General features: G+C 38.5%; 9 protein-coding genes. 8 read left to right on the top strand and 1 reads right to left on the bottom strand.

Annotated elements, in window-relative coordinates:
- Window positions 1-55: 55 nt before the first annotated feature.
- The 8 genes from fdrA (at window position 56) to RCJ93_RS03795 (ending at window position 12,297) form a co-directional block, all read left to right on the top strand.
- Complete coding sequence (fdrA, locus tag RCJ93_RS03830; protein ID WP_066786992.1) at window positions 56-1,801, top strand: acyl-CoA synthetase FdrA; 1,746 nt, start codon at window positions 56-58, stop codon at window positions 1,799-1,801.
- Window positions 1,802-1,863: 62 nt separating this feature from the next.
- Window positions 1,864-3,138: a DUF1116 domain-containing protein gene (locus tag RCJ93_RS03825; protein WP_150284315.1), complete on the top strand. Its 1,275-nt coding sequence runs from the start codon at window positions 1,864-1,866 to the stop codon at window positions 3,136-3,138.
- Between the two features lie 85 nt (window positions 3,139-3,223).
- Entirely contained in the window at window positions 3,224-4,159 is a 936-nt protein-coding gene (gene arcC / locus RCJ93_RS03820; protein WP_066786998.1) for a carbamate kinase, read from the top strand.
- Window positions 4,160-4,315: 156 nt separating this feature from the next.
- Complete coding sequence (locus RCJ93_RS03815) at window positions 4,316-5,599, top strand: MFS transporter (RefSeq protein ID WP_446738443.1); 1,284 nt, start codon at window positions 4,316-4,318, stop codon at window positions 5,597-5,599.
- Between the two features lie 308 nt (window positions 5,600-5,907).
- Window positions 5,908-7,191 carry a cytosine permease gene (gene codB / locus RCJ93_RS03810; RefSeq protein WP_446738442.1) on the top strand — a complete coding sequence of 428 codons (1,284 nt, stop codon included), beginning with the start codon at window positions 5,908-5,910 and terminating at the stop codon, window positions 7,189-7,191.
- Window positions 7,188-8,453, top strand: coding sequence for a cytosine deaminase (locus RCJ93_RS03805; RefSeq protein WP_251646248.1), 1,266 nt, complete (start codon window positions 7,188-7,190; stop codon window positions 8,451-8,453). The genes codB and RCJ93_RS03805 overlap by 4 nt, the downstream gene beginning before the upstream one ends.
- 580 nt (window positions 8,454-9,033) lie before the next feature.
- On the top strand, window positions 9,034-11,739 hold the full coding sequence (acnA, locus tag RCJ93_RS03800) for an aconitate hydratase AcnA (RefSeq protein WP_066787014.1): 2,706 nt from the start codon (window positions 9,034-9,036) through the stop codon (window positions 11,737-11,739).
- 135 nt (window positions 11,740-11,874) lie between these two features.
- Window positions 11,875-12,297, top strand: a complete 423-nt coding sequence (locus tag RCJ93_RS03795) for an acyl-CoA thioesterase (RefSeq protein ID WP_150284383.1) — start codon at window positions 11,875-11,877, stop codon at window positions 12,295-12,297.
- Between the two features lie 61 nt (window positions 12,298-12,358).
- Here RCJ93_RS03795 and RCJ93_RS03790 read toward each other — a convergent pair whose 3' ends face one another.
- A complete protein-coding gene (locus tag RCJ93_RS03790) occupies window positions 12,359-12,646 on the bottom strand; it encodes a HesB/YadR/YfhF family protein (protein WP_150284384.1) in 288 nt (95 codons plus the stop codon).
- Window positions 12,647-12,648: the final 2 nt, after the last annotated feature.

Here is a 12,648-nt window from a genome sequence, read left to right as displayed (position 1 = left end):
AATTATTTGCCACCCTTATTACAAAAGCAAATTTTATAAAGAGGTGCATAACAACATGCTTCATACAATTATTAAACAGAACTCCTACCAGGATTCAGTAAACTTAATGCTTCTCACAAACAAACTTTCTACAATGGAAGGCGTTAATAAAGTCCAAGTAATGATGGGGACTCCTGCGAATAAAGACATTTTCAAATCATCAGGTCTATACTCTGAAGATCTTGAAAGAGCAGCTGCAAACGATATGTGTATCGTTGTCGATACAGATGCAGACGAAAAAATCGAAGAAATTCTTGAAGAGATTGACACTTATTTAAATAACCAATCTATCAACAACAGCAAAGAAGAATTCCAAACAGTAAAAACTTGGGATAAAGCAATGAAAGCTTTGCCAAATGCAAACATGGCTCTTATTTCTACACCAGGTCAATACGCTGCTGAAGAAGCTGACAAAGCACTTGATAACGGTTTGCACGTTTTAATTTTCAGTGACAACGTAACTGTTGAAGACGAACGTCGCCTAAAAGAAAAAGCACATGATAAAGGATTGCTTGTTATGGGTCCTGACTGCGGTACATCTATTGTTTCAGGTGTTCCAGTTGCATTTGCTAACGTTGTAAAACCAGGCAACATCGGTATCGTTGGTGCTTCTGGTACTGGTATCCAAGAAGTATCTGTACAAGTCGATCGTTTGGGCGGAGGCGTTTCTTCTGCTATCGGTACAGGTGGACGTGACCTTTCAGATAAGATTGGTGCAATTACAATGTTGGATGCAATCAGAGCATTGGCTAACCACAAAGATACAGAAGTCATCACAATGATTTCTAAGCCACCAGCAAAAGAAGTGCGTGATGAAGTTGTTGAATTGCTACAAAGCGTTTCAAAACCAGTAGTTGCTATCTTCTTAGGTGAAGAACCACACAACCATGAAGGTAACATCTATTATGCAAATACACTTGAAGAAACTGCAGCTATCGCAGTAGATCTTGCAAGTGGTAATACAGTTAAACCTAATTACTATGGTGCAGCTATTGAAGTTCCATCTGTGAACCTAAATGCAGACCAAAAAACAATTAAAGGTTTATACTCTGGCGGTACATTAGGTTATGAAGCTGCTACTCTTATCAGCAGAGGCCTTGGATTGGCTCAAAGTGGTCATCATGATGAAGGGTACCTATTAAGTGCAGATGGATTTGAAGTAGCTGACCTTGGTGATGATATTTATACACAAGGTAAACCACACCCAATGATTGATCCAGATACAAGAATTCAATTCTTCAAAAAAGCTGCAGAAGATGACTCAACTGCAATTATCTTATTCGACGTTGTACTTGGTTATGGTTCTCATGAAGATATGGCAAGCGCTTTGGTTCCTGGTATCCAAAAAATTCAACAAGAAGCAAAAGCAAAAGGCAAAGAAATTTACTTTGTTGCAACTGTTTGCGGTACTAACCAAGACCCTCAAGATATTGCAGATCAAAAAGCAAAACTTGAAAGTGCTGGCGTTATTCTAAGAGACAGTAACAACCAAGCTGTTCGCACTGCACTTGGCATGCTTGATATTCAAATTGAAGAAAAAGATAAAGAAGTGGTTGCTGGTAAAGAAACAGCTTCAAAAGACTTCACTGTTTCAGAAGCAATTGAAAAATTATTGAAAGAAAAACCAAGCGTAGTCAATGTTGGTTTGAAAAAATTCACAGAAGCAATTACTGCTAATAATGGTAGAGTTGTTCAGTTCGACTGGCGTCCAGTTGCTGGCGGAAATGAAAGAATGCGCAAAGTATTAAGTGTTCTTCGTTAATCTGCTTAAGCAAGAGAATCAAAAAATGGAAGTACAGTTCTTGAAATTGGAGGAAAAATAGTATGTACGGACAATATAATACAATCGATGAAGCTAACCGCGCCGTGTTAGATAAAATTGTTGCAGGTGCACCATTCTTATTAGATGTGGTTCCAGCAAAATCAGTTATTGAAGAATTAAACGGAAAGGTCTTGCTTCATGCAGGCCCTCCGACTAAATGGGAAAACATGCCAAGCCCAATGCAAGGTTCTTGCGTAGGTGCTGCATTATTCGAAGGCTGGGCATCTAATGCAGATGAAGCTTTCAAAATGTTAGAAAACGGTGAAGTAGAATTCATTCCTTGCCACCACGTAAATGCTGTTGGACCAATGGGCGGTATCACTTCTGGAAGCATGCCTGTTCTAGTTGTAGAAAACCGTGACGGTGGAAACCGTGCTTATTGCACAATGAACGAAGGTATCGGTAAAGTTCTTCGTTTCGGTGCTTACTCTGAAGAAGTAACAAATCGTCTAGCTTGGATGAGAGATGTTCTTGGACCAGTTCTTTCTAAAGCTCTTAAAGAAACTGAAGATGGCATGAACATCAACGTAATGATCGCTAAAGCTATCACAATGGGTGATGAATTCCACCAACGTAATATCGCTGGTTCACTTATTTTCTTAAAAGAAATCGCTCCTTATATTTTAAAAACAGATGCAAGCGAAGAAGAAAAACAAGCTGTAATTAAATTCTTAGCAGATACAGATCAATTCTTCCTAAATATTGCAATGGCAACAGGTAAATCAATTATGGATACTGCTAGAACTATCGAACATGGTACTGTTGTAACAGCTATGTGCCGTAATGGTTACGAATTTGGTATCCGCATCGCAGGTATGGGCGACCAATGGTTTACTGCTCCTGTAAACACACCACAAGGTTTGTTCTTTACTGGCTATTCACAAGACATGGCATGCTCAGATATGGGTGATAGTGCAATCACTGAAACATTCGGTGTCGGCGGTTTTGCTATGATCGCTGCTCCTGGTGTTACACGTTTTGTAGGTGCAGGCGGATTTGAAGATGCACTAAAAACAAGTAATGAAATGCTTGAAATTTGTATTGACCAAAACCCTAACTTCTCTATTCCAACTTGGGATTTCCAAGGTTCTTGCCTAGGAATCGATGCAAGAAAAGTTGTTGAATTAGGAATTGAACCAGTCATCAACACTGGTATTGCACACAAAGAAGCTGGAGTTGGCCAAATCGGCGCAGGTACTGTTCGTGCACCATTAGCTTGCTTCGAAAAAGCAATCGATGCTTATGCAGTTAAATTAGGTCTTATCGACCCACAATAGTCTGATCAAATGATGAAGGAGAGGCATCGTCCTCTCCTTCTTTCTGACAAGAATATTATTATTTTTACTTTAAGGAGAGAAATTAATGAACAAAATTGTTTTAGCAATCGGCGGTAACGCGATTATTAAAGAAGGCCAAAAAGGTACAATTGAAGAACAACAACAAAATATCAATGAAAGCTGTGAACCAGTTCTTAAATTAGTTGAACAAGGTAACACAGTAGTTATCACACATGGTAACGGCCCACAAGTTGGGAATTCATTAATCAAATCTCAAATGGCAGAATCTGTTATTCCTAACTATCCACTTGATGTTTTAGATGCCGAAACTGAAGGTAACTTAGGTTACTTAATCCAACAAGCATTTAAAAACAAAATGACAGAGAAAAACATTAATAAAACTGTTGCAACTGTTATCACTCAATCAGTTGTTTCTCAAGACGATCCAGCTTTTGAAAATCCAACTAAGCCAATTGGTCCTTTCTTTACTAAAGAAGAAGCTGATAGAATTTCTGCAGAAGAAAATGTTAGCTTCGTTGAAGACAGCGGCAGAGGCTACAGACGCGTAGTTGCTTCTCCAAAACCAACTCGCATTGTAGAAAAAGAAGCAATTGAAGCATTATTAGAAAAAGATATCACAGTAGTTACTGCTGGTGGCGGTGGTATTCCTGTAATTGAAGAAAATGGTATGCTTAAAGGTGTAGAAGCAGTTATTGATAAAGACTTTGCAAGTGCTTTGCTTGCAGCTGACATCAATGCTGATTACCTATTCATCTTGACTGGTGTTGAACAAGTAGCGATTCACTTCGGTACACCACAACAACAAAACCTTTTAGAAATGACTATTGATGAAGCATTGCGTTACATGGACGAAGGTCACTTCCCTAAAGGAAGCATGGGTCCAAAAATTGAAGCTGCTATTTTGTTCTTGAAAAAAGGCGGCAAAAATGTCGTAATCACTTCTATCGACAAACTTCAAGAAGCTCTTGAAGGTAAAACAGGTACTCGTGTAACATTATAAAAATTTAAAGTGAAAGCAGGCGGAGAAGAGTTCATATTTCTCCGTCTGTTTTTATTTATCAGTAGCGATATAAAGATAAAAAATGGTATTACAGTTTTGCATAGAATGTATAGTAAAATGAAAAAAGTAAATCTATAAAGCCAGGAGTGGTTGCTTTTGAAAAAGCAGGATAGCAAGTTCCGATGGGTTGTTTTCACAACCGTTTTAGTTACATATCTTTTAATAGCAAGCCAGCGAACTGCCCCAGGCTTAATAACAGATCAATTGATGGGTGAATTTAGTATACCTGCCTCAACAATAGGCCTTTTGACAAGCATACAGTTTATGGCCTATGCCGGTCTGCAAATACCGGTAGGAATTCTTTCTGATCGATTTGGCCCAAACTATTTTTTGGTTGGTGGAGCTATTGTAAATGGGCTAGGCACCCTAATGTATAGTCTATCTTCTAATGAGTTTTTCCTTTTCTTTGCGAGGTTATTAGTAGGAATAGGTGACGCTACTATCTGGATTAATCTAGTACTCATATTAAGTCAATGGTTCAAGTTGAAAGAATTTGTGGGTTTGCTAGGGCTAGCAGGTATGAGCGGGAGTCTTGGATTTTTATTTGCAACTGTTCCATTTTCATCATGGATTACTGCTACAGGATGGAGAACTCCATTCTTAACAGTTGGCATATTGCTATGCCTATGTGGGATTCTTCTCTATTTAGTGCTAGTTAAACATCCTAAAAAGATGGAGAAGAGTATTTCTCGAGACACCACACAGTCAATTAAAAAAGAAAAGCCACAGCGAGAAAAGACTTTGATTTTATTGCGCAGAATTTTTACCGAGCGCCAAGCTTGGGCAACCTTCTTATGCCATTTTGGGTTGGTCGGTACCTATGTCGGTTTCATTGGTTCGTGGGCAGTTCCATTTGGAATGCATCTATATGGTATGAGTCGTCAGGATGCGAGCCAGCTAGTCATGATTGGGTTATTTGGAGCAATAATCGGCGCTCCGCTAACAAGCTGGATAACCAGCCGTATAGGTACAATAAAAAGACCTTATATAATTGTTCAATTGTTTGTCTTTGCATGCTGGACCGCTTTCTTGTTTTTAGGGGGTAAACCTCCCATGGGCATGCTTTATGTACTTTTCTTTATTATTGGATATGGTAATGGAGCGAGTGCATTGACATTCGCCGTGGTAAGAAATTCTTTCGATATAAAAGAAGTGGGCGTAGTATCAGGCTTTGCAAATACGGGTGGTTTTTTAAGCGCTGTATTATTGCCAAGCATTTTTGGTAGTGTTTTAGATCATTTTCATTCGTCGTCTGTAAGTACTGGTTATCAATACGGCTTTATTATACCGGTGATTTTCTCATTAATTGGTGTCATCGGTGCACTTTTGATTCTAGAGAAACGGAAGGACGCTAATGAATCTAACGACATTACCATATAGTTTAGAGTTTTAAAAATAAAATCACTTTCGCTTTAAATAAAAAATCTATTGACTATAGCTTTGTTATTTGTGATAATAGATTTAACTTAATACTGGTACCTTTAAATCAGTCCAGAGAGGCTGACAAGGACAGCGGAATTGCTTAGAAAAAGATGGTGTTAGATTATGCCCTTTTTCTATGCTGAAAAAGAGGCTTCTTGTCAGAATTATGGCAAGAAGCCTCTTTTGTTTTCCCTGCAGGTACGATACCGGAGATCCTATTCTCGGTACCAGTTTTAGATTGTTCTAAAACAGGAGGAATGTTTTGTATGGAAAACAAAAAAGTAGACGCAGACTTTTCATTGCAGGCGGTGCCCGCGTCACACCGAAACGGTTTCTTTAGAATGTTGGTAGTAATGCTTGGCTTTACTTTCTTCTCAGCCAGTATGCTCTCTGGAGGAACACTTGGCTTAGGCTTATCAATGAAACAATTTATTGTCATTGTTCTTTTAGGTAATCTATTACTAGGTGCATACACAGGTACTCTCGCTTATATAGCTGCGAAAACAGGTTTATCTACACATTTATTGACACGTTACGCATTTGGATTAAAGGGTTCTTATCTGTCTTCCTTTATCCTAAGCTTAACCCAAATTGGCTGGTTTGGAGTAGGGGTTGCGATGTTCGCTGTACCTGTTCATAAAGCAACTGGCATAGATACGTATCTTTTAATCATTATAATGGGGTTACTCATGACGGCAACTGCTTTTTTCGGCATGAAAGCACTCACGATCTTAAGTTTTATTGCGGTACCTTTGATTGTTATATTAGGAAGCTACTCAGCATGGGATGCAGTGGACATGCTTGGCGGATTTGACGCTCTCATGCAGCATCAGCCAAAAGAAACAATGAGTTTTGCAGCTGCTCTAACAATTTGTGTAGGATCGTTCATCAGTGGTGGTACCTTAACGCCAGACTTTACAAGATTCTCAAATACGAAAAAGACAAGTGTGATCACTACAGTACTAGCTTTCTTTGTTGGGAATACGTTAATGTTCTTGTTTGGGGCGATTGGAGCGATTGCAACAGGGCAATCAGATATTTCAGAAGTGATGTTTTTACAAGGGCTAATCATCCCAGCAATTATCGTGCTAGGCTTAAATATTTGGACAACGAATGACAATGCCATTTATGCATCAGGTTTAGGGATATCTAACATTACAAAAATAAAGAAAAGTAAGGTAGTTATTGTTAACGGCATTGTTGGGACATTTCTAGCTATGTGGCTATACAACAATTTTGTTGGATTCCTCACTATGCTTGGAGCTGCACTGCCGCCAATTGGTGCGATTATTATTGCAGATTTCTTTATCGTACACCGAGGCATGTATAAAGAGTTTGAAACAATGAAATTTAAAGCGTTTAACTGGAATGCAATTATAGCGTGGGGAATCGGTTTTGTAGCAGCGAAATTCATACCAGGCATACCACCATTGAACGGACTTATCAGCGCAGCTCTAATCTATTTAGTGTTATCCCTTCTATTAAATAAGGAAGCGGAATCTACTGCAAGTGTAAAACCAATGACAATCAATGAGGTGAAAGAAGCATGATCATTAAAAATGCGAAGCTTAGAAAAAGAGAAGGATTATGGCAAATCCATATACAAAATAAGAAGATAGTAAAAATAGCTCAAAAAATTGAAAACAACGACCAACAAATTATAGATGTGCAAGGGTGCCTAGTGATTCCTCCATTTATTGAGCCACACATTCATTTGGATACCACATTGACAGCAGGCGAACCAAACTGGAACGTAAGCGGTACATTGTTTGAAGGGATTCAAAGATGGTCGGAGAGAAAAGAATCTTTAACAGCCCAAGATGTAAAAACAAGAGCAAAAACAGCATTGAAATGGCAAATAGCGCAGGGGATTCAGCATGTCCGCACACATGTTGATGTCACAGATCCAGATCTGACAGCACTAAAGGCTATGCTAGAAGTAAAAGAAGAGATGGCGAAGTTTATTGACTTACAGCTGGTAGCCTTCCCACAAGAAGGGATTCTTTCTTACCCAAATGGCTATGAATTGTTGGAAGAATCATTAAAAATGGGTGCTGATGTGGTTGGCGGTATTCCACACTATGAATTTACACGTGAATATGGTGTGGATTCATTAAAAGCTGCCTTTCAGTTAGCTGAAAAATATGATCGCCTTGTTGATATACATTGTGACGAAATAGATGATGAACAATCTCGTTTTGTGGAAGTAGTTGCGGCAGAAGCATACCGCCTCGGAATGGGCAGCCGAGTAACTGCAAGCCATACGACAGCTATGCATTCCTATAACGGAGCCTATACATCAAAGTTATTTAGATTATTAAAGCTTGCAGATATCAATTTTGTTGCAAACCCACTGGTAAATATACACCTTCAAGGACGCTTTGATACTTATCCGAAACGAAGAGGCATTACTCGTGTGAAAGAACTGCAAGAAGAGGGGATCAACGTATGCTTTGGCCATGATGATATATTTGATCCGTGGTATCCGCTAGGTACAGGCAATATGCTACAAGTGTTACATATGGGCTTGCATGTTACTCAACTAATGGGCTATGACCAAATTGTGAATTCAATTGATTTAATCACAAACAACAGTGCAAAAACGCTTGATATAGAAGAACAATATGGAATAGAAGAAGGGAAGCCAGCAAACTTGATTGTATTAGAAGCAGCTAGTGAATACGATGCAATCCGCAAACAAGCTTCCGTTCTATATTCAATTAGGAATGGTGAAATAATAGCTGAAACAAAGCCTAGAGATACGAAAATCATGCTAGATGGTGTTACAGAGGGAGTTACATTTGATCGATAATATTTTCCTTAAGAGTTTTGAATAAAATGACTGCTGCGGTAAAAGCTTAAACCGAAAGCACTGCAGGAAAGCGAGATTGAAGCCAAGCCCGCGGAAAGCGCCATCTGGAATGGAACACAAAACTAAATTTTCGTGATAATTTTTCTTAATGAATAGGAATCAAGCAAAATAATAATCAGAAATCGAACTAGTATGAGATTAAATGTCATACTTAGTTCGTTTTTTTATTAGTAAAACCTCTTGTGCAAACTCTTTAATTTTTGTATGAGTTAAATTAACGCATATAAATAAAACTGCGGTTATTTGTTTTATATTACTTCTTTATTTCTATATTCCCATATAAGCCCTATCTTCTATATATATTTTTCTAAAAAATAGGTGTATTCATCCTTGTAACAGGGTAGTGACATAATGAGGAAGCATGCTTTTTTATGAAAATTGAGAAGTGATAAGAAAAATTTATATCAATCTATAAAATTAATGTTATTTACTTATGTGTTGTTTTCTATTATTATTGGTATTGGAGAAAAGAAGCTTATATGAAGCCCTTTTCAGTAGATAATTAAAGGGGGAACCGAACATGGCAAACAATAACTTGCACAACAGTCGTTCTTCATTCGAAGTTAACGGTAAATCTTACAACTATTATCGTTTAGCTGCAATCGAAGAAGCTGGTATTGCACAAGTATCACGCCTTCCTTATTCAATCAAAGTTTTATTAGAATCTGTATTACGTCAATATGATGGCTATGTAATTAAAGAAGACCATGTAGAAAACTTAGCGAAATGGGGCAAAGATGCAGACGAAAATGCTGAAGTGCCTTTCAAACCTTCTCGCGTTGTTCTTCAAGACTTCACTGGTGTACCAGTAGTAGTTGACCTTGCATCATTACGCGATGCAATGAAAAAAATGGGCGGAGATCCAAACGAGATCAATCCAGCAATTCCTGTTGACCTTGTTATCGACCACTCTGTTCAAGTTGACAAATACGGTAACGAAGCAGCTCTTAAAGCGAATATGGATCTTGAATTCGAACGTAATGCTGAGCGTTACAATTTCTTGAAATGGGCTCAAACAGCTTACGATAATTTCCGTGCTGTTCCACCAGCAACAGGTATCGTTCACCAAGTAAACTTAGAGTATTTGGCTCCAGTAGTTCACGTGAATGAAAATGCTGATGGCACTTACGAAACATTCCCAGACTCTGTTGTGGGTACTGACTCTCATACAACAATGATCAATGGTATTGGTGTTCTTGGATGGGGTGTTGGCGGTATTGAAGCAGAAGCTGGTATGTTAGGCCAACCATCATACTTCCCAATTCCTGAAGTAATTGGTGTGAAATTAACTGGCAAATTGCCAAGCGGTTCAACAGCTACTGACTTAGCACTTAAAGTAACTCAAGAATTGCGTAAAAAAGGTGTAGTCGGCAAATTCGTTGAGTTCTTCGGACCAGGCGTTTCTGCATTACCTTTAGCGGATCGTGCAACAATTTCTAACATGGCACCTGAATATGGTGCTACATGTGGTTATTTCGCAATCGATGATGAATCATTAAGCTACATGCGCCTTACAGGCCGAGACGAAGAACATATCAATATTGTAGAAGCTTACTTAAAAGCAAACAACATGTTCTTTGACCCAGAATTAGAACCTACTTACACAGATGTATTAGAAATTAACTTAGATGAAATCGAAACTAATCTTTCAGGTCCTAAACGTCCACAAGATTTAATTCCGCTTTCAGATATGAAAACACGCTACCACGAAGTAGTAGTGGCTCCAGCTGGCGTTCAAGGTTTTGGCTTAACTCCAGATGAATTCACAAAAACTTCAACTGCTAAATTTGCAGAGGGTGATGTTGAAATTCCAGCAGGTGCTGTAGCAATTGCTGCAATTACTTCTTGTACGAACACATCTAACCCTTACGTTCTAATCGCTGCAGGTCTTGTTGCGAAAAAAGCAGTAGAAAAAGGTTTAACTGTTCCTAAATGGGTTAAAACATCACTTGCTCCAGGATCAAAAGTTGTTACTGGCTACTTAGAAGATTCTGGTTTACAAGATTACCTAAATACACTAGGTTTCAATACAGTTGGTTACGGTTGTACAACATGTATCGGTAACTCAGGTCCACTATTACCAGAAATTGAAGAAGCAATCATGTCTAAAGATTTATTCGTGACTTCTGTACTTTCAGGTAACCGTAACTTTGAAGGCCGTGTACATCCTTTAGTGAAAGCTAACTACTTGGCTTCACCACCATTAGTAGTAGCTTATGCGCTTGCTGGTACTGTAGATGTAGACCTACGTAAAGATTCATTCGGTAAAGACAAAGATGGAAATGATGTATTCTTTGATGACATCTGGCCATCATCTGATGAAGTAAATGCCGTTCTTTCAAAAGTTGTTACACGTGAATTGTTCCAAAAAGAATATGAAACTGTATTCAATGCAAATGAAAAATGGAATGCAATTGAAACTTCTACAGATTCACTTTACGAGTTTGATGAGAATTCAACTTACATTCAAAATCCGCCATTCTTCCAAAACCTATCTGCAAAACCAGAAGCAATTCAACAGCTTATGGGTATGCGTGTGTTAGCGAAATTTGGTGACTCTATTACAACTGACCATATTTCTCCTGCTGGTGCAATTGGTAAAGATACACCTGCCGGAAAATACTTGCGTGAACATGGCGTAGAACCACGAAACTTCAACTCTTATGGTAGCCGTCGAGGTAACCATGAAGTAATGATGCGCGGTACTTTCGCAAACATCCGTATCCGCAACCAAATCGCACCTGGTACAGAAGGCGGCTTCACTACTTACTGGCCAACAGGTGATGTAGAGTATATCTACGATGCAGCAATGAAATATGCTAAAAACCGTGTAGGCTTAGTTGTACTTACTGGTAAAGACTACGGTATGGGTTCTTCACGTGACTGGGCAGCTAAAGGTACTAACCTTCTTGGCGTTAAAACAGTTATCGCAGAATCATACGAACGTATCCACCGTTCAAACTTAGTAATGATGGGTGTTCTACCACTACAATTCGTTGATGGTGAAAGCTCAGAATCACTAGGATTGACTGGTGAAGAAACATTCTCAGTTAATATTACAGATGAAGTTAAACCTCGTGATATCCTAACTGTGACTGCTACATCTCCAGATGGCGATACTAAAACATTCAAAGCGCTTGCTCGTTTTGACTCAGAAGTAGAAGTAGATTACTACCGTAACGGCGGTATCCTACAAATGGTTTTACGTAACAAATTATCTAAATAATATGGTTCAAACAAGTGCACAATAATTTTGTGCACTTGTTTTAGTTTATAAGACAAAGGAGATTTTATGAAAGAAGAAAAGCTATGGAAGGATTTTCTCCCAAAATAACGGTATACTTAACATGAGGTGAACAACATGTTTGTAAGTGAAAAAGAAATTGAAATTCGTTATGCGGAGACAGATCAAATGGGCGTTGTATACCATGCTAATTATGTTATATGGATGGAATTAGGGAGGACGCAGCTGATTCATGATTTAGGCTTTAGCGTGACTCAATTAGAAGAAGCAGGCTATGTATCGCCTGTTATGAATGTCAATGTTAGCTACAAAGCTGCACTACGTTATGGTGAAAAAGCGATTATACGTACATGGATTGTATCACAGGAACGTCTTCGTACCGTGTATGGCTATGAAATCGTACATAGTGATGGAACGATTGCAGCAACAGCAACATCCGAACATATTGTGGTGAAAAAAGAAAATTTCCGACCTGTTGCTTTTGAACGGATTAATCCGGTGTGGTTTAATAAATATAAAGAAATTGCAGAAATCAAATAACTCTTGGATGAGTAGTTTAAAAAAGCATGCCCGAATTAGGCATGCTTTTTGCTTTCGTTATCTACTTGTAGTCAAATTTAAGTTCATCTAATTGGCGATCTACATCTACATATAAATCATGGTTGTTAAAAAACCATGTATCGTCTTGCTCAATAAAAAAAGTAGTTCCATTATGCTCTAATACAACACTTGGATTAATTGGCGAGTCTTGACTCATGCCGAGAGAAAACCCTTCGTGGAAAGGATTTGAGCCACCATATCTAGCATAAAAACGAATGGTATCTCCTTGCGCTACATCCATTTCATCAGAAAACCACTGAAATGCTTGTTCAGACATGATAATTTTCATAA

The organism is Rummeliibacillus sp. BSL5 (assembly GCF_052928305.1).
The sequence above is the reverse complement of the archived record's forward strand: the minus strand, read 5'-3'. Positions and strand labels throughout refer to the sequence as shown.

Bases quoted from the DNA above. Each gene is read 5' to 3' on its own strand.
- fdrA (WP_066786992.1), top strand. From the start codon at position 56: ATGCTTCATACAATTATTAAACAGAACTCCTACCAGGATTCAGTAAAC.
- RCJ93_RS03825 (WP_150284315.1), top strand. From the start codon at position 1,864: ATGTACGGACAATATAATACAATCGATGAAGCTAACCGCGCCGTGTTA.
- arcC (WP_066786998.1), top strand. From the start codon at position 3,224: ATGAACAAAATTGTTTTAGCAATCGGCGGTAACGCGATTATTAAAGAA.
- codB (WP_446738442.1), top strand. From the start codon at position 5,908: ATGGAAAACAAAAAAGTAGACGCAGACTTTTCATTGCAGGCGGTGCCC.
- RCJ93_RS03805 (WP_251646248.1), top strand. From the start codon at position 7,188: ATGATCATTAAAAATGCGAAGCTTAGAAAAAGAGAAGGATTATGGCAA.
- acnA (WP_066787014.1), top strand. From the start codon at position 9,034: ATGGCAAACAATAACTTGCACAACAGTCGTTCTTCATTCGAAGTTAAC.
- RCJ93_RS03795 (WP_150284383.1), top strand. From the start codon at position 11,875: ATGTTTGTAAGTGAAAAAGAAATTGAAATTCGTTATGCGGAGACAGAT.
- RCJ93_RS03790 (WP_150284384.1), bottom strand. From the start codon at position 12,646: ATGAAAATTATCATGTCTGAACAAGCATTTCAGTGGTTTTCTGATGAA.